The following is a 23,639-nucleotide window of genomic DNA, read 5'->3' as shown; positions in this document are numbered from 1 at the left end:
GAGGGGCTGATTAAAGCCCATTTTTTTTCGCTTCGATCCAGATGGCTTCCATGTCATCGAGTTGTGCCGCTTCAAGGCTGCTTCCCGAGGCATTTAAAGTTGCTTCAATAAAATCGAAGCGGCGCTTGAATTTGTCATTAGCAGCAATCAAGGCTGTTTCCGCATCAATTTCGAGATGGCGGCCAAGATTGACCATCGCAAATAGCAGATCACCATATTCTTCCGCGATATGCGCTTTGTCCTGAGATGCCATTGCTTCTTTAAGTTCTGCCGTTTCTTCAGAAATCTTACCCAGAATTGGCGCTGCTTCTGACCAGTCAAAACCAACCTTGGCGGCTTTCTGCTGAAGCTTCAAAGCACGGAGCAGGGCAGGAAAAGCGTTGGGAATGTCATCAAGATAGCGATTCTTCTCAATTGTTTCCAGGCCGAGTTTTGCCCGACGTTTAGCACGTTCTGCTTTTTCTTCAGCCTTGATACGGTTCCATGATCCTTTTGCCATGCCTGCATTTCTGGCTTCCTCATCGCCAAACACATGCGGATGGCGGCGGATCATTTTGCGGGTAATAGCTTCTACAACATCACCAAAAGCGAATTTTCCGTCTTCTTCTGCCATGCGTGCGTGAAAAACTACCTGTAAAAGCAGATCGCCCAGCTCTTCGCAAAAATCATCCATATCGTCGCGTTCAATAGCATCAAGCACTTCATAGACTTCTTCGAGCGTATAGGGTGCTATTGACTTGGAGGTTTGTTCTATATCCCAAGGGCAACCGGTTTGCGGGTCGCGCAAGGCAACCATTATCTCAAGAAGACGGTCGATATTTTGCGAGGGTTCCATCTTCGCTCCGTAAGAATTGATGTCGTTTGGTTAAAACAAACGATGGTTATAAAATGAGGGCAGGGAATTTGGGTTGCTGTTGGTTGTTATTTTGCATAGTCAGGTATTAAACACTCATGGGATTGCACATTGGTGCGGCATGTTCAACAGACAGGTATGGAAACAATGACGATTCTCGTAACTGGTGGTGCTGGTTATATTGGTTCGCATACATGCGTACAGCTGATTGAAGCAGGATATGATGTTGTTGTGGTTGATAACTTCGATAACAGCAATCCTGAGGCACTCCATCGCGTGGAGAAGATTGCTGGTCGAGCACCTATACGTGAGCCGGGCGACATTCGTGACCGTGCCTTGATCGAAAAAATCATTACTCGTCATAAATGTACTGCGGTTATTCATTTTGCCGGGCTTAAGGCTGTTGGTGAATCGACTGAAAAGCCATTGCATTATTACGACTGCAATGTGTTGGGCACATTGCGTCTTTTGCAGGCCATGGAAACGACAGGTGTGAAAACACTTGTTTTCAGTTCGTCGGCAACGGTGTATGGCGATCCGCAAAAACTGCCAATTACAGAAGATCAGCCGCTTTCTGCCACTAACCCTTATGGTCGTACGAAACTTGTGGTCGAAGATATGTTGCGCGATCTTTATAACAGTGACAATAGCTGGAAGATCGCTATTTTGCGCTATTTCAATCCGGTTGGGGCCCATGAAAGTGGTCTTATCGGCGAAGATCCAAAAGGTATTCCGAATAATCTGATGCCGATCATTGCACAGGTAGCAACTGGGCGCCGTGAGAAGCTCAATATCTGGGGCAATGATTACGCTACGCCAGACGGCACAGGTGTTCGGGATTATATTCACGTTGTGGATCTGGCAGCAGGTCATCTCAAAGCATTGAAAAAACTGGATGATCCTCAATGTTTTTCGGTTAATCTGGGGACAGGGCAGGGGTATAGCGTATTTGATGTGGTCAAGGCTTTTGAACATGTCTCAAACCGCGAAATCAAATATGAGATTGCTCCGCGCCGTCCGGGTGATGTTGCTGAATGTTATGCGGATCCTGCTTTTGCTCGTGATTTTCTTGGCTGGACTGCTGAGAAGGGGTTACGTGAAATGTGCAAGGATATGTGGAACTGGCAGTCGAAAAACCCTGATGGCTATGAAATCAAGTAAAATTTCAAACCTATCACAGCCCATTTTCCGTAAAAGTGACCGTACTCATTCGATCCTGAAGTACTGCACAAAAGCTGATTTTCTACAGGATTGAGAACATTATGCGTTTTCTGCCCGATAAATTCACTAGTATGTTGATTGTCACCATTCTGCTTGCATCATTTCTTCCGGTGCAGGGAGACTTTGCAGAATGGTTTGGTATCGCAACCAAAATCGCAGTTGGGCTTTTGTTCTTCCTGCACGGGGCGCGTTTGTCGCGCGAGGCTGTGGTTGCCGGTGTCACGCATTGGCGGTTACATCTTGCGGTCATCTGCTCTACATTTGTTCTGTTTCCGATTTTAGGTCTGATTGCAGGCTGGACGATTCCGGGACTTTCGCAGTCACCATTCTATCTGGGTATTCTCTATCTTTGTGTTCTGCCTTCGACAGTACAATCTTCGATTGCTTTTACTTCGATGGCCGGTGGTAATGTATCTGCAGCCGTTGTCGCTGCGTCAGCATCCAACATTTTTGGTATGTTTCTAACCCCCATGCTTGTGGGGCTGCTGTTTGCCGTCAAGGGCGGTGGCGGAATTTCAGTTGATGCACTTGAGTCTATTTTGCTGCAATTGCTTGCGCCATTTGTACTGGGACAGATACTCCAGCCTTGGATTGGCAATTTCATGCGTCGTCATGGCAAATCGCTCGGACTCGTTGATCGCGGTTCGATTCTTATGGTCGTTTATCTTGCATTCAGTGAAGCGGTTGTAGAAGGATTGTGGCACAGGGTTTCATGGAACGATCTTGGTGTCATGACCGGTGTCAGTATCTTATTGTTGGTCATTGTCATGCTTGCTACCTGGTATGGCAGCAAATGGCTTGGATTTAATCATGCAGACCGTATTACGATCATGTTTTGCGGTTCAAAGAAAAGCCTCGCCAGTGGTGCGCCTATGGCCAGTGCGATCTTTGTTGGCGCAGATGTGGGCAGTATTGTATTGCCGCTCATGCTGTTCCATCAGATACAGCTCATGGCCTGTGCAGTCATTGCGCGAAAACTCGCTGATCAGCAGCATATGCAAATGGCAACAAAGACCGCGGCAGAATAGCAATTTATCTTTCAGGAAACAGGAATGTCGTTACAAAACGAGCACCCCATTTAGGTGCCTCTGATGGTGCTTGTGCATAATAACGTGCTGAAACACCTATGCTGACGCGTTGTTCGCCGAACTTGAATACTTTAGATATGCCTGCATTGACTGGAACAGTCCATTGCCGGGACGTCCAATCATAAGATGTTTCCGTTGAAAGGCTTAGTGCAGTCGTATCCGGGAAATTATAGGTTATAAATGGTTGTATGAAACTCTGGTTTATATCTGCGCGATCACTGTTTCCCATATAAGACCAGATGTGATTGGCCAGTGTACCATAGGTCCAGCCATCATGTTGTCTGAGTATAACTCCAGTAGGACCCGCACCCCATTTTCCCGTTCCAAGTTCTCGACTGGTTGCAGTTGGCCACAGCAATACTGGACCAAAACCCCATGTTATGCCACCAAGTGTCTCTTTAGGTGAGAAAAAGAAGCTTTGCTCAATATCGCTCAGACCAAAACGATCATTGAAACCATCAGCCGGAGCCTGCTGATAGACAATCGGTACAATAGTACGTGCGATAATATTCCACTCACTATTTAGAGAAAAAGGCACGACAGGTTGAATTTTTAACGTGTATCGATAGGCGTCTTTTGGCCCATAACAGCAGTCATAATTGCTTTGCAATGGTACGCTGATCAGATTTGAAACCGGATTGGCGAGCTTTTTTGCTAAATTCTGCTCTGAATCTGACCGGGCAGGATGAAGAATAGATATAATAATAATTATACTTATATTTAATGTAATAATTTTATTAATCAATTTATTCTCCATTACTTATAGATAATGCAATAAATTTAATTAAAATTTAGCATGGTTTCTATTATATCTGTATTTTTATTTTGATTATAAGTTCATCAACAATCTGTTTTCTTGTGAATAAATATTTTCAGAGCCAGTTCGGGTTCATTTTCAAGACTTTACGACGAAGTAGACCGGGCGGATGGACCACATCCTTCGGACATCGAAATGCCAACTATGCGATTTGGGTGATCTGCTTCGTCGAGCCGCTCAACCGGGGGAACAACCCCGGTCCTCACGTCTCTCCTAACATATCTGGTCATTTCAGATGCCATTCTCATTAAATTAATGAGTCCTGACCCTAGCCGCGCTTGCAAGCATAAATGGATAAGCGTAGGAAAACGGGCAGGGGCGTTTTTCATGATCCTGTCCGGGTTTAATAAAGCTTGAGCGGGAAATGAGTCTTGTAGTGTGTTGCATATTTTTCTGGATATGTATTTTGCTGTGTATGGCTGGAAAGGCTAAGTTTGGATGTCAAACAAGCATAGTGATGTGTTTGATCACGAAGCATTGGCAAAAGCATATAATCATGCGCTTTCGCTTGAAAAATCCGGTGATTTTGATGCTGCTGCGGCAGCATATGAAGACGTATTGAAGCTGGATCCTGAAGACCATGGCGGCGTGGCTGTCCGTCTGGCCAGTATGGGGCGTGGCGCGGTTCCTTCAAAAGCACCTGATGCTTATGTAGCAACGCTTTTTGATCAGCATGCAGAAATGTTTGATACGATTCTTGTCGATCAGCTTGATTATGATGTGCCGCTTCAATTGCGTAATATGCTTCTGGAGATGGATGCTGACTTTCAGGCCAGTAGAATGTTGGATATTGGTTGCGGAACGGGGCTTTCTGCCGATGCTCTGGACGATATGGCCGATCACAAGACCGGTGTCGATATATCTGAAAACATGATCGAAGTGGCCTATGAAAAAGGCGATTACGACGCTCTTTTCGTTGGTGAAGCGGTACGTTTTCTTGAGACCACTGAAGAAGGTAAGTGGGACTTGATTGTCGCAACCGATGTGTTGCCATATATGGGGGCGCTGGATCAGTTTTTTTCCGGTGTAGCCAATCATTTGCATATGGAAGGTTATTTCTGTTTCTCCAGTGAAACGCAGCCTGACGAGCGGTTTGCTGAACGTGATTTTATGGTGGGTGATTATCAGCGCTTTGCTCATGCACAGTCCTATGTGCGTTCGCTGCTATCTGAGCATGGAATGAAATGCATTCGCTGCGAGGATATAGTTGTTCGTAATGAACAAGGAGCACCGGTTCCGGGACATCTTTTTATAGCGCAACGTGTTTGAGTCCTGGATGGCTTATTTAATATGGGATCAAGATCGTTTGGTTCCATAATCTATCTTATGCGACTTTATTATATGGAGTGGGTATGACTCTGGTTTGAAGTGATTATTGCAATAATATCAATTGTTTACCCAGTGCAAGAAACTCACCTGTTCATATTTTGATTATAATCATTTTCCTGATACGGCATTTCAATGTAATTGCTGATTGCCGATCTCATAAGACCAAAGCATGCATGTAATATTTATGCGCTTCGGCTATTACTCCTAACGTCGAATTTGGCCACCAGCTTAAACGTTTATAGGCTGGAGGAAGTATTCAAGGTCTGAGGCCGGACTGTAAAGAAGGTAGAAAACATGTTGCAAGATCGTATCAGGAACGCGTCTTTGCGTGATAAAATCATCACTGCAGAACATGCCGCAAGCCTGATCAAAGATGGCATGATCGTTGGGATGAGTGGATTTACCCGTGCTGGCGATGCGAAAGCTGTTCCCCTCGCTATGGCTGCACGCGCTGCCGATGATCCATTTCAAATCACGCTGATTACTGGAGCCTCCCTTGGGCATGATGTCGATAAGCTGCTGACGCAAGCGCATGTGCTGGCGCGTCGTATGCCTTTTCAGGTGGATCGTACTTTACGCGCCGCTATCAACCGCGGTGAAGTCATGTTCATCGATCAGCATCTATCTGAAACTGTTGAACAGTTACGCTCAAACCAGATTGGTCCTATCGATTATGCTGTTGTTGAAGCACTGGCTATAACTGAAAATGGCGGCATTATTCCAACAACATCGATTGGTAATTCGGCCAGTTTTGCAATTTTGGCAGAAAAGGTCATTGTCGAGGTCAATCTCAATCAGCCTTTGGCGCTGGAGGGATTGCATGACGTCTATATTCCTACAAAGCGCCCTTCCCGCGATCCAATCCCGGTAACAGCCTGCGATAGCCGTGTCGGGTTGCCTTATATTCCGATCCCGCCTGAAAAGATTGCCGGCATTGTCATAACCCAGGAAAATGACAGCGCTTCAACGGTTGAAGCAGCTGATAGTGAAACGGTTGCTATTGCTTCGCATCTGATAGAATTTTTGCTGGACGAAGTTGAGGCCGGTCGTCTCGATCTGACGCTTAATCCACTACAGGCCGGCATTGGCACCATCGCAAATGCTGTTCTGAATGGCTTTGTTGATAGCCCTTTTCATAATCTTCGTATGTATAGCGAAGTGCTACAGGATAGTACTTTCGAATTGTTCGATGCGGGTAAACTTGATTATGCTTCCGGCTCTTCAATCACGTTAAGCCCTGCATGTGGTGAGCGTGTTTTCAGTAATATCGACCGTTATCGTGACAAGTTAATTCTTCGGCCGCAGGAGATCAGCAATCATCCTGAGGTTATTCGTCGACTGGGTATTATCGGTATTAATACAGCGCTTGAATTCGACATTTATGGCAATGTGAATTCAACCCATGTCGATGGAACACATATGATGAATGGCATTGGCGGTTCGGGCGATTTCGCGCGCAACGCTTATATTTCTATTTTTGTCAGTAAATCCGAGGCAAAAAATGGCGCCATCTCGTCAATTGTACCCATGGTGACGCATGTTGATCACACCGAACACGATGTCGATATTCTTGTTACCGAACAAGGCCTTGCAGATTTACGAGGTCTTGCACCGCGTGAACGCGCAAAACTGATCATCAATAATTGTGCTCATCCGGATTATCGGGAGCAGTTGAATGATTATTTTCAACGGGCCTGTCAGCGTGGTGGCCACACCCCTCACCTTCTTGAGGAGGCTTTCAGCTGGCACAGCCGTCGCGTTAGCACTGGTTCCATGCTGAAATAAACTTGTGCAGGACACGTCATCTCTGTCTGTATCAAGGATGGAGATGACTGTGGATCGATTCGTATTCGGGCCTGAATTGTATGGCCTGTTCTCCGCCATTTTCTCAAAACAATGATAGAGCAGATAATCTTTATGCCATAATGCATTTTGCTTTATGGCATGGCTGGCTGTTTTCCAGAAAACAAATATAAGATAAAAAATAAAAGGCTGTTTTTGTAACGGAGTTTGATTCTAAATTGTAATATAAAAATATGAATATAATTCATCTTCAGTGAAACATTGATCTTTAAGATTATACTTCAAATAAAATTTGTTGAATTGCATAACCGACCTGTTTAGAGCGGAATATAATCTAATTTTATTTTACAATTTATTTTTAATATAAATAAAATCAGAATATGATTATAGATACAATTTTATCAGAATACTCTAAAATATATTCGCTACCTTAAATTGCGTCAATTATGATACATGTATATAAAAAATTGCATTAGTATCTTTTCTCATATGTACACTTCTCTTATAAGTCCTGAAGCGGTTCGGTCCTGTTCATAGAGGGTTCAGAAACAGGCGTATAAAGTTTATTCGTTGCGTTGGGGGAGTTCTTGAGCATGAAAACAGTTTTATGGAAGGCAACGTTGATAACGTTGTCTGTAGTTCTGTTTTCTGTCGGAACGAGCTATGTAGTTGGGTTAATCACAGGGTTTATACCCGGTCGTATAGCTATCGGATTAAGCATCGGTATCCCCCTGATAACGGCATTTCCTTCGATGCTTTATGTGTTCAGGCAGCATGAAAAGCTTGAGAATGCATATCATCAGCTCGAAAAGGCTCATAGCGAGCTTCAAGCTCGTTCGCGTGTCGATCATATGACCGGTCTTCTTAACCGCGAAGCACTGTTTGATGCGATGAAAATCAGCCGTTCGCGTATTGAAAGCGGAACCCTTCTCGTCATTGATGCTGATCATTTCAAGGCAATCAACGATACATTCGGGCATAGTGTTGGTGATCGGGCACTTAAACTGATCGCTTTTGCCTTGCAAAATGTAACACGTAAAGGCGACCTTGTTGGCCGTATTGGCGGGGAAGAGTTCTGCGTTTTTCTTCCGGGTGCAACGGGGGAAACCGGTATGCGGGTTGCGCAGAGGATACGCGTGGAGGTAGAGAACACACCATTCCATGCCACAGAATATCAGATATATCCTCTGACGATCAGTATTGGCGTTGCATCTGCACCAAAAAATGAAACCAACTCACAGGTGCTAAGTCGCGCTGACCGTTGCCTTTATATGGCCAAGCAACGAGGACGGAACTGCGTGGTGTTTGATGAAGAAAGTGGTCGCATCACAAATGCGTCCGTCGTTTCCATTAGCAACGGACGTGAGGTTGCAAGAGGATAATTTAGCGCCGGAATATTTCCCAGTGCGGTTTTGAATCTGAAATCCGATCAAAGCCCTGCTTCAAAATGATAAGAATTTCAGATTCGCCACACTAATTCCAAGGTGTAACCTCTTCTTCAGACCAGCCGACCGGCACAAAACCCATTTTTTGATATAGCTGCAAAGCGCGTGGGCTATCGAGTGTATTCGTGTGAATGGTAACTTTCTGAGGATTGTGAGACCAGGCCTCACTAATTGCTTCGCTTAAAAAGAATTTTCCAAGTCCCCTTCCCTGATAATCAGGAACCAGACCAAAATAAAGAATTTCCGCTGATTGAGGCAATGAGGAAAGATCAAGTTCCAGCAGGCCAGCCGGATTGCCGTCAGCATAGAGGACATGAATATCTGTGCTCTGTGCATGAATAGCTTCAGCGACTTCTGCATCGCTTTGGGTGCGGCGTAACATCCAGTGATGCTGTCGCCCGACCTGCTCATATAGATAACGATAGAAATGCACCGGCATTTCGGTTGAACGCATGATGGCAAGGCGGAGGCCGAAAGGAGCTGGAAATGACAATGCTGGACGCGCTGTCATTTCCAGATGAGTTACTCTGGCAATCAGTTTATCGCTCATGCCTGGTCTGCTTCACCGGTCACGACAGGTGTATCCTGTCTGCTGCCCCATTCGCTCCATGAGCCATCATAAAGCCTGTTGTTTTCATGACCGAGTGACGTCAATGCCAGTGTAATGACGGCGGCTGTTACGCCTGAGCCGCAACTGGTTACGACAGGCTTGTTGAGGTCGATACCGGCATTGACAAAAATTTCTCGAAGATCGTCGAGATTCTTGAGTTCACCATTTTCCGAGAGCGTACCAACGGGTACGTTGCGCGCACCCGGCATATGACCAGAACGCATGCCTTCACGCGGTTCGGCTTGCTGGCCTGTGAAGCGGCCTGCTGCGCGTGCATCCGCAATCTGGTAGCTGCGTTCTTCAACGATTTTGGTCATTTCCTTAAAAGGAACCACCTTTTCTTCATTGAATGAAGGCTTAAAAAGTGTAGGTGCAATTTTGGTAATTTCATCGGTAATTGGGAAAGATGCTGCCTTCCAGCCATCGAAACCACCGTCTAGAACCAGAACATTCTTTACGCCCATCACGCGGAACATCCACCAGACGCGCGGTGCCGAAAACATGCCGGGTCCATCATAGACAATAACGGTTTCATCCGCCGTAATGCCCATTGCGCCTACATGGCGTGCAAAAAGCTCCGGTGAAGGCAAGGTATGCGGAAGGCCAGAATCCTTATCTGCAATCACATCCTGATCAAAGAAGACGGCACGCGGAATATGGGCGGCATCATATTCCTTGCGCCCATTGCGACCGGCTGCGGGCAAATACCAGGAGGCATCAACGATTGCGAGGCCGGGCTCTCCTAGCCGGGCTTTCAGCTCATTACGTGAGATAACAAATGCGCTTTTATCGGACATGATTGCTCCTGAAATTCTCAAACTTGCGGTGCGTTGCCAAATCGAATGCGAAAGCGGCGATTTTCCTTGCCCTTCTTTTCGATCTTGCCAATGTGGATTTCTCCCACTTCCTGCGTGGTAGAAACGTGTGTTCCGCCGCAAGGTTGCGAATCCACACAACCATTTTCACCAATGATCACGAGGCGTAGGCGCCCTGCACCAACTGGCGGACGCACGTTCTTTGACTTCACAATATCAGGATTGGCCAGAAATTCTTCGTCGCTGATCCAGCGCAGTGCAACGGGATCATTGGCTTTCACCATGGCATTGAGTTTTTCGGTAACGAATTCTTTGGTGTAATTCGCATCCGGCAGATCAAAATCCACACGGCTTTCCTCTTCGCCAACCGAAGCGCCGGTAATTGGAAACGGGCATGCGACAGAAAGCAGATGGCAGGCTGTATGCATACGCATCAATTTATAACGGCGTTGCCAATTGATATGCAGCGCAAGCTTTTCGCCAATAGCAGGTACCGCCTGCCCCTCGGCTGGCACATGGACGATTTCGTTTTTGTTCTCACCGGTAATGGTTGTTGCAATTTCAATGCGTGAACCGTCAGCTCGTTCAAAATATCCGGTATCGCCCGGCTGTCCGCCGGAAGTGGCGTAAAAATTGGTCTGATCAAGAATAATCCCGCCGGTGTCTGTCACAGCCACGACCAAACCGTGAGCGCTTTTAAGATATGCATCTTCGCGAAACAGCGCTTCAGTCTCGTATGCCATGATTATCCCTCGTACGGAATGTGAATTTCAGTTTTCGTTTCCAGCCAGCCCGGTACAGGCAAATCTTTGCCACGCAGGAAAGCTGGATTAAACAGCTTGGACTGGTAACGATTACCATAGTCACAAAGCACGGTCACGATGGTGTGCCCCGACCCAAGGTCTTTTGCAAGACGGATTGCACCGGCAATATTGATACCGGATGAACCACCCAGGCAAAGCCCCTCCTCCTGCACCAGATCAAACAGAATATCGAGTGCGTCTGCATCGCCAATTGAATAGGAAAAATCAGGTGAAAAGCCTTCGAGATTGGCCGTGATACGCCCCTGCCCGATGCCTTCCGTGATGGAATCACCTTCAGATTTTAATTCGCCTGTGGTGTAGAAGGAATGGAGTGCTGCGCCATGCGGATCAGCAAGTGCGATTTTAATATCAGCATTCTTGTCTTTCAGGCCCAATGCGGTGCCTGCGAGCGTACCACCTGAGCCTACAGCCGAAACAAAGCCATCAACTTTGCCGTTTGTGTCACGCCAGATTTCCTGTGCTGTGGTTTCTATATGCGCGACGCGATTGGCAATATTATCGAACTGATTGGCCCAGATTGCGCCATTGGGTTCGGATTTGGCAAGTTGCTCGGCAAGGCGACCGGACAGTCGAACATAGTTGTTTGGATTGCTATAAGGGGCGGCTGGCACTTCGATCAATTCAGCACCCAGAAGGCGCAGCGCATCCTTTTTTTCCTGACTTTGCGTTTCAGGGATGACAATCACGGTGCGATAGCCAAGCGCCTTTGCAACAAATGTCAGTCCGATTCCAGTGTTTCCTGCAGTACCTTCAACGATAACCCCGCCGGGTTTCAAAAGTCCGCGCTTTTCAGCATCACGGATAATATAAAGTGCTGCGCGGTCTTTAACTGATTGTCCGGGATTGAGAAACTCCGCCTTGCCGTAGATCTCGCAGCCTGTGATATCAGAAGCCTTTTTCAAGCGGATCAGTGGTGTATTGCCGATAGCATCGAGCGCTGAATTGAGCATGGCTTCAGTTCCTTCTGTTGAGAGGAAACTATGTGGAAGCATGAAGTTCTTCAAGCAAGCGGGGAATAATTTTCCAAGTGAAACTGCAATTGCGAACTAGTTATTCCTATAAAAACGAAAAAACCGCCCTAAACAGGGCGGTTTAAATGAAACGTCATTCTGACATATTACGCAGCGCGCTGGCCGCCACCGCCGCCGGGGCGACGCTTGCGATGGAATGGACGCTTTGGCTTCGCAGCACCTTCTCCACCTACTGGCTTTGCCCCTTGGGAACTTTGGCCAGAGCGATGCTCGCCAGACTTTGCCATTTTGTTTGCTGGACGGCGATGCTTCTGTGGCACAGAATGCGAACCCGGCTTGCGATCCGAACGTGGTCTGTCTTCCGCATCATCGAATTTTGGAGCCGGTGCTGGCGCAAGCTTGACTGGAGCTTCCTTGATGGTCAGCTTGTTGCGCGTCACGCGTTCAACAGCACGCAGCTTCGAATCTTCTGTTGCTGCATCGTAAAGGGTGATCGAAGCGCCAGTTGCGCCGTTACGGCCGGTACGGCCAATGCGGTGCACATAGGTTTCAGGCTCATCCGGTAAATCGTAATTAACAACATGGCTGATGCCCGGAACGTCAATACCGCGTGCAGCAATATCTGTCGCAACCAGAATGCGTAATGTACCATCACGGAAGCCGTTTAGCGCACGCTGACGGGCGTTTTGCGATTTGTTTCCATGGATTGCAGCAACATCGAAGCCATCGCGTTCGAGATGACGAACAACCGCATCCGCGCCGTGCTTGGTGCGGGTGAAGACGATAACCGATTTCATGCCCTTGTCGCCCAGAAGACCGGAGAGAAGACGACGCTTTTCCTTGGTTGGGACAGGATGTACGACCTGTGTAATTTCTGCAGCAGTCGTACCCTGAGGTGCAACTTCAACGCGTACAGGATCGCGAAGCAGGCTCTGCGCCAGTGCAGCGATTTCCTTTGGCATGGTTGCCGAGAAAAGTGCAGTTTGACGGTTCTTATGTGTGCCCTTGGCAATGCGCTTCACATCATTGATGAAGCCCATGTCGAGCATACGGTCTGCTTCATCGAGAACCAGCCAGCGTGTTTCGGACAAATCAACACAGTTTTCGCGCACAAGATCAGTCAGACGACCCGGTGTTGCAATGAGAACATCTACGCCACCCTGCATGCGCTTGATCTGGCTCAAACGCGATACGCCGCCGAGAATAAGTGCTGTGGAGATATGCGCCTGTTTGGCAACAGTGCGGATGGTTTCCTCGATCTGTACAGCCAGTTCGCGGGTTGGTGCGAGAATCAATGCGCGTGCAGTTTTGCCCTTGCGCTTGTCACCAAGGGCAATGATTTTCTGCAGGATCGGCAGGCTGAATGCAGCGGTCTTGCCGGAACCTGTCTGCGCGATTCCCAGAATATCACGGCCTTCCAGCTGATGCGGAATAGCCTGTGTCTGGATCGGTTTTGGCTCGGTCATACCGGCAGCTTCAACACCTTTGAGCAATACGCCGGTAATACCAAGGGCAGCAAAGCCGCCAATATTTTCACCAATAATTTCAGTGGTCAATTTAAACTCTTTCGGCGGCACCACATGGTTGCGGTCCACTTTAAAAACTTCGGGCAAGCGCAACTTGCCGAACGGGAATTTCGTGAATGTACGACGGGACGCCGGATAATCCGGTCGACTTGCGCTGCCGTGCCCGAAACCAGTCGGGTCTCCCCTGCTGCCAAACCATTTTGACTGCAAGAGGCGAGACGCAACAAGTCCGATTCCGGGAAGGCTGAAATTATTCAGCCCATGCGCCTGAACCGCCATATGGGGTGTTTTGCCCAAAAAATCAAATTAAATTTGTCTTTGGCTTAATCAGATAATGAAATCGGCAAGTACCTGATTGTCAGTAATATCCTGATAGGCCCATCCTGCTTCAGCAAACTTCTTTTCAAGAATTTTGAAATTCGCGGCATTCTTTGTTTCAATACCAATCAGAACGGAACCAAAATTTCGTGCAGATTTTTTCAGATATTCAAAGCGGGCAACGTCATCTTCCGGCCCCAGCAGATCAAGAAATGAGCGCAGTGCACCGGGGCGCTGCGGGAAGCGGAAAATGAAATATTTCTTGAGTCCTTCATAGCGAAGGGCACGTTCTTTTACATCTGGCAGGCGTTCAAAGTCGAAATTACCGCCGGATACGACAATGACAATACGCTTGCCTTTGAGTTCGCTTTTCTTGAAATCCTTGAGCGCATCAATACCGAGCGCACCGGCAGGTTCTAAAACAACACCTTCTATATTCAGCATTTCTATCATGGTTGAGCATAGGCGGTTTTCCGGAACCGTAATGACAGTATCCTTGTCGAAGCCTTTGAGAAGTTTGAAGTTTTCCTTACCAATTTCTGCAACCGCAGCACCATCGACAAAATTATCGACTTGTCCCAGCTTGATCCTCTTGCCTGCTTCAAGGCTACCTTTCAGGCTTGCAGCTCCTTGTGGTTCGATAAAGCGATAGGCAATTGTCCAGCCAAGGCCATCGAAATATTGTGTAACACCCGCAGACAGGCCGCCGCCACCGACAGGCAGAAAGACATAATCCGGCTTTTTGCCATCCGGCAATTGCCGTTCGATTTCAAGCGCAACTGTCGCCTGCCCTTCAATGATGCCCTGATGATCAAATGGCGGTACCATGACACCGCCATTCTCTGCGGCAAACTCCTGCGATGCAGCGTAGCAGACATCGAAAATGTCACCGACAAGCCTGATTTCGATAAATTCTGCACCGAAGGCACGGGTTTTATCAATTTTTTGCTGTGGCGTTGTCACGGGCATGAAAACCACGCCCTTGCGACCAAAATACCGACAGGCGAAGGCAAAACCCTGCGCATGATTGCCAGCAGAAGCGCATACAAAGACGGCATTTTCATCGGCAGTTTTTACTGCGCGTGAAATGAAATTGAAAGCACCGCGTATTTTATAAGAGCGCACCGGGGTCAGGTCTTCACGCTTGAGCCAGACTTCCGCACCGTATTTACGAGAAAGATAGTCATTGCGCTGCAATGGTGTCTCAGGGAAGAGTGCTCGCATGGAAGTTTCAGCTTGCACTACGGCTTTAACGAAGGCGGTCATCGGTTGGCTTTCTGCATCCATAAAAATATTTGCGCATGGCTACATGGCTTTCATGCTGCAAACAAGCACGAAACATAAAAAATACATGAGTAAAACAGTTGTGTTTTTTTGAGAGGACAGGTGGTGCGGTCGGCGGGACTTGAACCCGCAAGCCTAAAAGGCGACGGATTTTAAGTCCGTTGCGTATACCAATTTCGCCACGACCGCAGCAGGACTTTTCTATGTCATGATTTGTGGAGCAAATTCAAGCTGTTTTGAGCAGTTGTAACAACTGGTTTAGATGATAGTGGATAATCTCACGGCTGTCTTCCAATTTCAAAAATACATAAAATCAGTTGCAGCATCCTTATGCCGGGGATTAACTATGCATATACACAATGGAGTCCGGGCATGACGAATATCCCGCAGCAGACCGTGACGGCTGCAATGCTTGCTATAGGTGATGAACTTCTTTCCGGTCGTACAAAGGATAAGAATATCAGTCATCTGGCCGATGTTTTGACGGCTGCCGGTATTGATCTCAAAGAAGTGCGTATTGTGCCTGATGATGAAGATGCCATTGTTGCAGCACTTAATGCTTTACGCTCAGGCCATGAGTATGTTTTCACCTCGGGTGGAATTGGGCCTACGCATGATGATATTACCGCCGATGCTGTGTCACGCGCTTTCGAAGTGCCTTGCATTTATGATGAAAAAGCCATGCAGTTGCTGGCTGAAAATTATGCAAAGCGAGACCTTGAATTTACCGATTCACGAAAGCGCATGGCACGCATGCCGCAGGGGGCTGAGCATATTGAGAATCCGGTATCCGCTGCACCCGGTTTTCATATTGGCAATGTCTATGTGATGGCGGGAGTTCCATCGGTTTTTCAGGCCATGCTTGATAATATTCTGCCCACGTTGAAAACAGGGCGTAAACTTTTGTCGAAGGCTGTGCGCTGTCAGTTTGGCGAGGGTGTTATTGGTGCGCCACTTGCAGAAATCCAGAAAGAAAACCCGGAAACGATCATTGGATCCTATCCAAAATTTGAAAATGGCCGGTTCAGTACAGAGCTGGTTGTTCGTGGCAGTGATGAGGTAAAAATTGATAGGGCTGTGAGTGCAATTGAAGGGATGATTGCTCAATTACAAAAGCAGGGCGCAGCTTAATTTTTCAATTTATCTCAGCTTAGAATTCATCATATGATAGAATGGAAATATAGACGGAAGGAGAACTGAGATGCCCTATAAGACGGTGGTGGCTTACTCCCGTAGTGAAGCGGAACTGAATCGTGTTCTGACGGCAGTTACTCTTTTGAGTCGAAAAACTCCGGATATTCATGTCATAGGCGTTTATTCTGTTCCCTCTCCTATCGTTTATGCGGATCCTAACGGATTTATTGATCCCGGTATGTTTGAGCTGCACGACAAGCAGCATAAAGAGCTGTCGGAGCGCCTGAAGCAGCATTTTGAAGAAGAAATGCGCCGTCAGGGGATCAATTCTGAGTTCCGCATAATACGTTCGGAAACAGGCACAGCCGCAGATGGCGTGCTGAGTTTATGTCTTGGAGCCGAATTGCTGGTGGCTGGGCAGCCAGACCCTGATGATCCTGCAACCAATGATGAAACAGCCGATACACTGGTATTTAATTCCAGTTGCCCGGTTCTGTTGGCGCCTTATGCGCCGGTGCTTCCGCTCGAATCTATCGATCGTATTGTGGTTGCATATAATGGTAAGCGCGAAGCAGCTCGCGCTGCGTTTGATGCTTTGCCACTCATGAAAATTGCAACCCGGACAGAACTTGTCTGGATCGACCCTCCTGAGCGTGAGGGAGAAGATGAGGCGCTGGCTGGTAGTGAACTGGCTGAAGCCTTGTCACGTCATGATGTGAATGTCAGTCTTGTGCCACTTGCATCCAATAACCGTAATGCGCAGGATGTTCTTCGTGAACATATTATTGCCCAGCGCGCTGATCTGCTTGTCATGGGCGCATATAGCCGGTCGCGTCTTCGTGAACTGGTATTTGGCGGGGTTACTCGTTCCATGCTGAATGATCTGCCGATCCTGACACTTTTTTCCCGCTAAAATATCATTTGTGCCGTCTGGTGAAATGAAATGGGCAGAATGTTTTTAGTTGCGTTTTTAGCTGCTTATGAGCGCTAAATCTTTCTTGACTGCCCAGCCACCTCACACGGCTCTTGCGTTACAGGTATTTTTGCGGTTATCAGCATCACCCGGCGCTGACTGTGCCGGTCGGAGAGCCTTTTGTTTTTGTGCTGCATGCATATGATGCTGTGCGCGCATTAAGGAAAGCAGCAGATCCATACAGTTCAGCGCGAATGGCATCCGTCATCGCGCATTTTTGGTTTTATTGATCCGGTCATAGCCGGATTACCATGGAGCGTTTTGATGTCGTTGCCCGATAAAGCATTCCCGGTTTCCTGGGATCAGTTCCACCGTGATGCCCGCGCACTTGCCTGGCGTATTGCTGATATGAACCGTGAATGGCGTGCAATTGTGGCCATTACCCGTGGCGGTTTGGTTCCTGCTGCCATTGTTTGTCGCGAACTGGGTATCCGCCTGATTGAAACGGTCTGTGTTGCTTCTTATCATGATTATACGTCGCAAGGCGAAATGGAAGTGCTTAAGGGAATCAGTGCGCCGCTGCTTGAAAACAATGGCGAAGGCGTAATCGTTGTCGACGATCTGACAGATACAGGAAAAACGGCTGCGATCGTTCGTGAAATGATGCCAAAGGCGCATTTTGCAACCGTTTATGCCAAGCCGAAAGGCCGGCCACTTGTCGATACTTTCGTTACAGAAGTTTCACAGGATACCTGGATTTATTTTCCATGGGATATGGGCTTTACCTATCAGGAACCGATTGCCGGTGGAAAACGCGGATAAACGAAAATAAATGAAAGGTGTTTGCGGTGGTAAAATCGCCGCAATCACACTATATTGAAAGTCAACCGAAATGATATGGGTGTTGGCACAAAGCATTTTATTTAAAGTTTTTTGTTTGCTAACTTCAGTAAGGTCTTAAAGATAAAAGCATTTTTTAGCTTTTTGATATGCCGTCCTGTAGAATATATCCATTGTCATTTTGGCGAATCGATCCATTGTGTATGGAAAATGACAGGACTTTCGCGGTGAAACCACAGGCTAAAAAATTTGTAGCAACGGAGAAGCGTATTCTGACGCCTTCTGGTCGTTTGCAGCAAGTTGCAGCACTTGTTTACCGTTATCATTTCGGTGAATTACAAATTCTTGTCATTACAAGCCGCGGTACGGGGCGCTGGATCATTCCAAAGGGTTGGCCACAAATTGGTCGTACACTCGCCCAGACGGCTGCGCGTGAAGCCTATGAAGAGGCCGGCGTGCGTGGAGAGGTGTCACCTCACCCAATTGGCAGTTTTGACTATTCAAAAAATGATCTGCCACGTGAATGCATTAATCACTTTACAGTGGCTGTCTATGCTTTGCTCTGTGTCGAACGTGCAAAGGATTGGCCTGAACGTGAGCAGCGTATTTGCGAATGGGTGTCACCATCTCAGGCGGCAAAACGTGTTGATGAAGATGATCTGAAAGATATTCTTCTCAATTTTACTGGTTTGCCCACTGCGATTGCCGCTGAATAGTGCTTTCAGCCTTTTTTAGAATAGTTTTGTCGGGTACATGCCTCAAACCTGATTGAGGCATGTTGTAGAGTTTTATAATTGCGGCATAAAGCAACTTATTATATTGAGTATCATCGCTACTTTATGGGATTTTTACCCACAAAATACACGTATTACAGTCGATTTCGGATTTAGCACGGATTCAGTTGCTGTGCCGCTGTGAACAAAATTCAAACGCGACGGTGTGTCTGTAGCAACAGTCTCCTTACGCCCGTAATGGCGTGAATCTCCAGGAATTTTTAATCCTGTTGTTGCTGAAGAGGGCCCACCAACCAATTTTTGATATTTGGAAGCACCACAGGTATCAGACTTTGTCACCGAGTGCGGAGTAGATGAAGACGTGGCTGTGCACGCGTTCAGAGAAAGTGCAGTTAAAAGTACGGATGCAATATATAAAGGTTTCAAGTTTCCTCCTGAAAATTATAAATGAATGAACATTTATTTGTAGTTCAAGTTTTGATTAGAGGCCTACCCTAAGCGCCACATTTAAACTATAGCCACAATGCCTGATCGTCCGTCAAACTGGATAGATGGTATCTGGCTATGATGTTTTTTCCTGTCTTCATATAATTGTCATTCTCCCCGTTATCCACATTCGCCCCCAGGCCTTGATCACAATATCTAGTCCTGGGGAGCTTATGGTAAACCAAAGCTTGACGCTTATGCCCGAGTCGTTTTTTATAAAATTGTCGTTGCGTAAGTGGCGTGGCCGTGCGTCAAATTATGTCGGTCTTTTTTTCAATTTTGCGAAGTGAGTGACGGGCGTTGCGTTAAATAGGCATTTATCGCGCGAGTTTTTTTGCGCCTGAATTTATAGACTTAGCTTGACAGGAAACATTTTTTGTTGGTGTGGATATCGAGTTAATACTAGATTTAGTATTTTTAATCATGATACCGTACCAGATGAAGGAAATGTCGCCCGGAAGCTTGTTTGTCTTTAAATCAAGCAGGACTTGTGGCTGAAACGCAGCTCACACTCAAAAGAGCAAGAAGGGCTGAAGAATTTTAAAGGAGCGTGCTCCTTGATATGACACCTCATCTGTACCGGACTTATGCTCGGGGCAGATATGCAGAATGCCTTTTATGGCTTGCGGGCCAAGACGGAACCAGGGCTGAAATTAATCAGACTGGCTACTATATATAGAATGTTTGGATGGGACAGATGAAGATCGAACGTCGTTTTACGAAAGAAAATCAGTCGGCCTATGCGGAGATTGAATTCCGCACGGCAACGAGTGAGATCAAGAATCCCGATGGTTCGATCGTGTTTCGTCTTGAGGATATCAATGTCCCGGCGCAGTTCAGTCAGGTTGCAGCCGACATTCTGGCGCAGAAATATTTCCGCAAGGCCGGTGTTCCAGCATGTCTGAAAAAAATTGAAGAGAACGATGTTCCATCGTGGCTCTGGCGCTCGGTCCCGGATGAAGATGCTCTTGCGAAGCTGCCGGAAGAAGAGCGTTTTGGTTCTGAGATGGATGCCTGTCAGGTTTTCGATCGCCTGTCAGGTACATGGACTTACTGGGGCTGGAAAGGCGGCTACTTCAATTCTGAAGAAGACGCGCGGGCTTTCCGCGATGAGCTTGCCTTTATGCTGGCAACACAGCGTGTGGCGCCAAATAGCCCGCAATGGTTCAATACAGGCCTTCATTGGGCCTATGGTATTGATGGTCCGGGTCAGGGTCATTTCTATGTTGACTGGCAGACCGGCAAGCTGACGAAATCCAAGTCCGCTTACGAGCATCCTCAGCCGCATGCCTGCTTTATTCAGTCGGTTGGCGATGATCTCGTTAATGAAGGCGGCATCATGGACCTCTGGGTTCGCGAAGCACGTCTGTTTAAATATGGCTCGGGCACCGGCTCCAATTTTTCCTATCTGCGCGGTGAAGGCGAAAAGCTTTCGGGTGGTGGTAAATCTTCCGGCCTGATGAGCTTCCTCAAGATTGGCGACCGTGCAGCGGGTGCGATCAAGTCGGGAGGTACAACGCGCCGTGCGGCCAAAATGGTGGTTGTTGATGTCGATCACCCGGATATTGAAGAATATATCGACTGGAAAGTGAAGGAAGAGCAGAAGGTTGCGGCTCTCGTCACAGGCTCCAAGATCGTCAAGCAGCATCTGAGCGCAATCATGAAAGCTTGCATCAATTGCGAAGCCGGCTCTTCTGAAACACGTGATGATTGCTTTGATCCATCCAAGAACCCTGCCCTCAAGCGCGAAATCAAGGCTGCCAAGAAAAATCAGGTTCCCGAAAACTATGTCAAACGTGTTATTCAATTTGCACGTCAGGGTTATACTGACATTCAGTTCAAGACCTATGATACAGACTGGGATTCCGAAGCCTATCTGACTGTTGCTGGTCAGAATTCGAATAATTCCGTGTCGCTCAAGGATGAATTCCTGCGTGCTGTTGAAAATGACGGTGACTGGAACCTGACGGCCCGCCGTGATGGCCGCGTGATGAAGACGCTGAAAGCACGCGATCTTTGGGAAAAAATCGGTTATGCGGCATGGGCTTCGGCTGATCCGGGTCTCCACTTCAACACCACGATGAATGATTGGCACACCTGCCCTGCTGCTGGCCCGATCCGGGCATCCAATCCGTGTTCGGAATATATGTTCCTGGATGACACGGCTTGTAATCTGGCATCAATCAACCTGCTGACCTATCGCAACAAGGATGGCTCGTTCGACATTGAGGCTTATGAGCACACAGCACGTTTGTGGACGATGGTTCTCGAAATCTCGGTGATGATGGCGCAATTCCCGTCCAAGGAAATCGCCCGTCTTTCTTATGAGTACCGTACACTTGGTCTGGGTTATGCCAATATTGGCGGCCTGCTGATGACATCGGGCATTCCATATGATTCCGTTGAAGGCCGTGCGATCTGCGGCGCATTGACAGCAATCATGACGGGCGTTGCTTATGCGACCTCGGCTGAAATGGCCAAAGAACTGGGTACCTTCCCCAGCTATGAGCCAAATGCTGAAAATATGCTGCGCGTTATTCGCAATCATCGCCGTGCTGCCTATGGCGAAAGTGATGGCTATGAAGGTCTGGCGGTTAATCCGGTTGGCCTGATTGCAGAAGATTGTCCCGATCAGGACATGATCAGCCACGCACGCGCTGCATGGGACAAGGCGCTGGAGCTCGGTGAAAAGCATGGCTACCGCAATGCACAGGCAACTGTTATCGCGCCGACCGGCACGATTGGCCTTGTTATGGATTGCGATACCACGGGTATTGAACCAGACTTCGCACTGGTAAAGTTCAAAAAGCTTGCTGGCGGCGGTTATTTCAAGATCATCAACCGTGCTGTACCAGAAGCGCTGCGGACACTCGGTTATTCAGAAAGCCAGATTGCTGAAATCGAAGCCTATGCTGTCGGCCATGGCAATCTCAATCAGGCGCCGGGTGTTAATCCTTCGACACTGAAAGCCAAGGGTTTTACAGACGAGAAGATTGAAGCGCTGAATGCAGCCTTGAAAAGCGCCTTTGATATTAAATTTGCTTTCAACAAGTGGACGCTTGGCGACGATTTCTGCAAGGATGTTCTCAAGCTGAGCGATGAGCAGCTTAATGATTTCTCATTTGAATTATTGCCTGCTATTGGCTTTGACAAAAAGGAAATCGAAGCTGCAAATGTTCACGTTTGTGGTGCGATGACTCTTGAAGGAGCCCCTTTCCTCAAGGAGGAGCATTATGCCGTCTTCGATTGCGCTAATCCTTGCGGCAAAATCGGCAAGCGCTATCTCTCGGTTGAAAGCCATATCTGGATGATGGCAGCTGCACAGCCGTTTATTTCGGGCGCAATCTCGAAGACCATCAACATGCCCAATGAAGCAACTGTTGAGGATTGCAAAAGCGCTTACATGCTTTCATGGAAATTGGCACTCAAGGCCAATGCGCTTTATCGTGATGGCTCCAAGCTTTCACAGCCGCTCAATGCTTCACTCATTGCGGATGAAGATGATGAAGATGATGCGGTTGATGCCTTGATCGAAGCACCTGCTGCTGCACGCGCCGTTCAGATCACCGAGCGTGTTGTCGAAAAGGTCATTGAAAAGATCGTTCATGAGCGCGAAAAATTGCCGAACCGTCGTCAGGGTTACACGCAGAAGGCAGTTGTTGGCGGTCACAAGGTTTATTTGCGCACCGGCGAATTTGGTGATGGGCGACTGGGTGAAATCTTCATTGATATGCACAAGGAAGGCGCTGCTTTCCGTGCGATGATGAATAATTTCGCTATCGCCGTTTCGCTCGGCCTGCAATATGGCGTGCCGCTTGAAGAATATGTCGAAGCTTTCACCTTCACCAAATTCGAGCCTGCTGGCATGGTGATCGGTAATGATGCCATCAAGACAGCAACCTCGATCATTGATTATGTGTTCCGTGAGTTGGCTGTGTCTTATCTGGGCCGCAACGATCTTGCGCATGTGGATACAAGCGATTTCTCGAATACGGCACTTGGCAAAGGCATTCAGGAAGGCAAGACCAATCTTGTTTCCACGGGCTGGACTCGAGGCTATAAGCCTACGCTTGTGTCAAACAGCCCGTCCGGGAATGAATCGAAGGGGTCTGCAACATCGGCTCCCCAACAGGTGTCGAATGTAACCACGCTCAAGTCTTCGCTGAGCCGCTCTGCAACGGTTGGTCTGGTGACGGATGGGGCAACGGCTTTCAAACGTGAGTTTGAAGAACAGCCAACAGCTACACCTCAGCAGGACAATATGGCTGCCACAGAACTTTTCTCTGACAAAGCGGCCGCTGATGCAGCTTCGGCCCGTTCAGAGACCAATAATGCAGCCAAGAAGCTTGAAGCGGATCGTCGTATCAAGTCGATGATGCAGGGTTATACCGGTGATAGTTGCACTGAATGTCAGAATTTCACGATGGTGCGTAATGGCACTTGTCTGAAATGCGATACATGTGGTGCAACAAGTGGCTGCAGCTAAAATCCGAGAGTAAGCTAAGCATAGAAAGCAGGCTGGAGTGATCCAGCCTGTTTTTGTTTGGTAATAAAATTTATTATCCTGATACTTTTTGTTATTGAACTTCAAAAACTTGAATAAGATATAAAAATATTGGAACTCAATT

18 protein-coding genes, 1 tRNA gene and 1 pseudogene are annotated in these 23,639 nt (G+C 47.6%); 11 read left to right on the top strand and 9 right to left on the bottom strand.

The window, feature by feature from the left end; translation table 11 throughout:
* Window positions 1–10: 10 nt before the first annotated feature.
* Window positions 11–835 carry a nucleoside triphosphate pyrophosphohydrolase gene (gene mazG, locus FHY56_RS07860; protein ID WP_140904617.1) on the bottom strand — a complete coding sequence of 275 codons (825 nt, stop codon included), beginning with the start codon at window positions 833–835 and terminating at the stop codon, window positions 11–13.
* 165 nt (window positions 836–1,000) lie between these two features.
* On the opposite strand from mazG, the gene galE reads away from it, so the two are divergent.
* Window positions 1,001–2,014, top strand: coding sequence for a UDP-glucose 4-epimerase GalE (gene galE, locus FHY56_RS07855; RefSeq protein ID WP_140904616.1), 1,014 nt, complete (start codon window positions 1,001–1,003; stop codon window positions 2,012–2,014).
* A gap of 101 nt (window positions 2,015–2,115) precedes the next feature.
* Window positions 2,116–3,102, top strand: coding sequence for a bile acid:sodium symporter family protein (locus tag FHY56_RS07850; protein WP_140904615.1), 987 nt, complete (start codon window positions 2,116–2,118; stop codon window positions 3,100–3,102).
* Window positions 3,103–3,106: 4 nt separating this feature from the next.
* Here the strand turns inward: FHY56_RS07850 and FHY56_RS07845 are convergent, their stop codons facing one another.
* Window positions 3,107–3,907, bottom strand: coding sequence for a hypothetical protein (locus FHY56_RS07845; protein ID WP_140904614.1), 801 nt, complete (start codon window positions 3,905–3,907; stop codon window positions 3,107–3,109).
* Between the two features lie 510 nt (window positions 3,908–4,417).
* Between FHY56_RS07845 and FHY56_RS07840 the strand changes: the two genes are divergently transcribed.
* From FHY56_RS07840 to FHY56_RS07830, 3 genes are all read left to right on the top strand, one after another.
* Window positions 4,418–5,248 carry a methyltransferase domain-containing protein gene (locus FHY56_RS07840; protein ID WP_140904613.1) on the top strand — a complete coding sequence of 277 codons (831 nt, stop codon included), beginning with the start codon at window positions 4,418–4,420 and terminating at the stop codon, window positions 5,246–5,248.
* 354 nt (window positions 5,249–5,602) lie between these two features.
* The gene (locus FHY56_RS07835) at window positions 5,603–7,093 is read left to right on the top strand and encodes an acetyl-CoA hydrolase/transferase family protein (protein WP_140904612.1); all 1,491 of its coding nucleotides are present in this window, start codon (window positions 5,603–5,605) and stop codon (window positions 7,091–7,093) included.
* A gap of 611 nt (window positions 7,094–7,704) precedes the next feature.
* On the top strand, window positions 7,705–8,493 hold the full coding sequence (locus tag FHY56_RS07830; protein ID WP_140904611.1) for a GGDEF domain-containing protein: 789 nt from the start codon (window positions 7,705–7,707) through the stop codon (window positions 8,491–8,493).
* Window positions 8,494–8,584: 91 nt separating this feature from the next.
* Here the strand turns inward: FHY56_RS07830 and FHY56_RS07825 are convergent, their stop codons facing one another.
* From FHY56_RS07825 to ilvA, 6 genes and pseudogenes are all read right to left on the bottom strand, one after another.
* Window positions 8,585–9,106, bottom strand: coding sequence for a GNAT family N-acetyltransferase (locus FHY56_RS07825; protein WP_140904610.1), 522 nt, complete (start codon window positions 9,104–9,106; stop codon window positions 8,585–8,587).
* Window positions 9,103–9,963, bottom strand: coding sequence for a 3-mercaptopyruvate sulfurtransferase (gene sseA / locus FHY56_RS07820; RefSeq protein ID WP_140904609.1), 861 nt, complete (start codon window positions 9,961–9,963; stop codon window positions 9,103–9,105). Before sseA ends, FHY56_RS07825 begins: the two co-directional genes overlap by 4 nt.
* 17 nt (window positions 9,964–9,980) lie before the next feature.
* Window positions 9,981–10,724 carry an alanyl-tRNA editing protein gene (locus tag FHY56_RS07815; protein ID WP_140904608.1) on the bottom strand — a complete coding sequence of 248 codons (744 nt, stop codon included), beginning with the start codon at window positions 10,722–10,724 and terminating at the stop codon, window positions 9,981–9,983.
* Window positions 10,725–10,726: 2 nt separating this feature from the next.
* Window positions 10,727–11,755, bottom strand: coding sequence for a cysteine synthase A (locus FHY56_RS07810; RefSeq protein ID WP_140904715.1), 1,029 nt, complete (start codon window positions 11,753–11,755; stop codon window positions 10,727–10,729).
* A 167-nt stretch (window positions 11,756–11,922) separates the two neighbouring features.
* Window positions 11,923–13,565, bottom strand: a pseudogene (locus tag FHY56_RS07805) (DEAD/DEAH box helicase).
* Between the two features lie 64 nt (window positions 13,566–13,629).
* The gene (ilvA, locus tag FHY56_RS07800; RefSeq protein ID WP_140904607.1) at window positions 13,630–14,886 is read right to left on the bottom strand and encodes a threonine ammonia-lyase IlvA; all 1,257 of its coding nucleotides are present in this window, start codon (window positions 14,884–14,886) and stop codon (window positions 13,630–13,632) included.
* Here ilvA and FHY56_RS17900 point away from each other — a divergent pair.
* The gene (locus FHY56_RS17900; protein ID WP_168927593.1) at window positions 14,843–14,998 is read left to right on the top strand and encodes a hypothetical protein; all 156 of its coding nucleotides are present in this window, start codon (window positions 14,843–14,845) and stop codon (window positions 14,996–14,998) included. The genes ilvA and FHY56_RS17900 overlap by 44 nt on opposite strands.
* 9 nt (window positions 14,999–15,007) lie before the next feature.
* On the opposite strand, the gene FHY56_RS07795 is transcribed toward FHY56_RS17900, so the two are convergent.
* Window positions 15,008–15,093, bottom strand: a tRNA-Leu gene (locus FHY56_RS07795).
* Window positions 15,094–15,276: 183 nt separating this feature from the next.
* Between FHY56_RS07795 and FHY56_RS07790 the strand changes: the two genes are divergently transcribed.
* The 5 genes from FHY56_RS07790 to FHY56_RS07770 all read left to right on the top strand — a co-directional run bounded on the left by FHY56_RS07790 (window position 15,277) and on the right by FHY56_RS07770 (window position 23,497).
* Window positions 15,277–16,035: a competence/damage-inducible protein A gene (locus tag FHY56_RS07790; protein ID WP_140904606.1), complete on the top strand. Its 759-nt coding sequence runs from the start codon at window positions 15,277–15,279 to the stop codon at window positions 16,033–16,035.
* Between the two features lie 70 nt (window positions 16,036–16,105).
* Complete coding sequence (locus FHY56_RS07785) at window positions 16,106–16,951, top strand: universal stress protein (RefSeq protein WP_140904605.1); 846 nt, start codon at window positions 16,106–16,108, stop codon at window positions 16,949–16,951.
* A gap of 324 nt (window positions 16,952–17,275) precedes the next feature.
* Window positions 17,276–17,773, top strand: a complete 498-nt coding sequence (gene gpt / locus FHY56_RS07780; protein WP_140904604.1) for a xanthine phosphoribosyltransferase — start codon at window positions 17,276–17,278, stop codon at window positions 17,771–17,773.
* Between the two features lie 245 nt (window positions 17,774–18,018).
* Entirely contained in the window at window positions 18,019–18,507 is a 489-nt protein-coding gene (locus tag FHY56_RS07775; protein WP_140904603.1) for an NUDIX hydrolase, read from the top strand.
* Window positions 18,508–19,708: 1,201 nt separating this feature from the next.
* A complete protein-coding gene (locus FHY56_RS07770) occupies window positions 19,709–23,497 on the top strand; it encodes a vitamin B12-dependent ribonucleotide reductase (RefSeq protein ID WP_140904602.1) in 3,789 nt (1,262 codons plus the stop codon).
* Window positions 23,498–23,639 lie beyond the last annotated feature (142 nt).

The sequence above is a fragment of the Brucella gallinifaecis genome (assembly GCF_006476605.1).
In the GTDB taxonomy this organism is placed as follows: domain Bacteria; phylum Pseudomonadota; class Alphaproteobacteria; order Rhizobiales; family Rhizobiaceae; genus Brucella; species Brucella gallinifaecis.
The sequence above is the reverse complement of the archived record's forward strand: the minus strand, read 5'-3'. Positions and strand labels throughout refer to the sequence as shown.

Coding starts and splice junctions, on each gene's coding strand:
- FHY56_RS07850 (WP_140904615.1), top strand. CDS start 2,116: ATGCGTTTTCTGCCCGATAAATTCACTAGTATGTTGATTGTCACCATT.
- FHY56_RS07840 (WP_140904613.1), top strand. CDS start 4,418: ATGTCAAACAAGCATAGTGATGTGTTTGATCACGAAGCATTGGCAAAA.
- sseA (WP_140904609.1), bottom strand. CDS start 9,963: ATGTCCGATAAAAGCGCATTTGTTATCTCACGTAATGAGCTGAAAGCC.
- FHY56_RS07790 (WP_140904606.1), top strand. CDS start 15,277: ATGACGAATATCCCGCAGCAGACCGTGACGGCTGCAATGCTTGCTATA.
- ilvA (WP_140904607.1), bottom strand. CDS start 14,886: ATGACCGCCTTCGTTAAAGCCGTAGTGCAAGCTGAAACTTCCATGCGA.
- FHY56_RS07830 (WP_140904611.1), top strand. CDS start 7,705: ATGAAAACAGTTTTATGGAAGGCAACGTTGATAACGTTGTCTGTAGTT.
- FHY56_RS17900 (WP_168927593.1), top strand. CDS start 14,843: ATGGAAGTTTCAGCTTGCACTACGGCTTTAACGAAGGCGGTCATCGGT.
- gpt (WP_140904604.1), top strand. CDS start 17,276: ATGTCGTTGCCCGATAAAGCATTCCCGGTTTCCTGGGATCAGTTCCAC.
- mazG (WP_140904617.1), bottom strand. CDS start 835: ATGGAACCCTCGCAAAATATCGACCGTCTTCTTGAGATAATGGTTGCC.
- FHY56_RS07825 (WP_140904610.1), bottom strand. CDS start 9,106: ATGAGCGATAAACTGATTGCCAGAGTAACTCATCTGGAAATGACAGCG.
- FHY56_RS07835 (WP_140904612.1), top strand. CDS start 5,603: ATGTTGCAAGATCGTATCAGGAACGCGTCTTTGCGTGATAAAATCATC.
- galE (WP_140904616.1), top strand. CDS start 1,001: ATGACGATTCTCGTAACTGGTGGTGCTGGTTATATTGGTTCGCATACA.
- FHY56_RS07815 (WP_140904608.1), bottom strand. CDS start 10,724: ATGGCATACGAGACTGAAGCGCTGTTTCGCGAAGATGCATATCTTAAA.
- FHY56_RS07810 (WP_140904715.1), bottom strand. CDS start 11,755: ATGCTCAATTCAGCGCTCGATGCTATCGGCAATACACCACTGATCCGC.
- FHY56_RS07785 (WP_140904605.1), top strand. CDS start 16,106: ATGCCCTATAAGACGGTGGTGGCTTACTCCCGTAGTGAAGCGGAACTG.
- FHY56_RS07770 (WP_140904602.1), top strand. CDS start 19,709: ATGAAGATCGAACGTCGTTTTACGAAAGAAAATCAGTCGGCCTATGCG.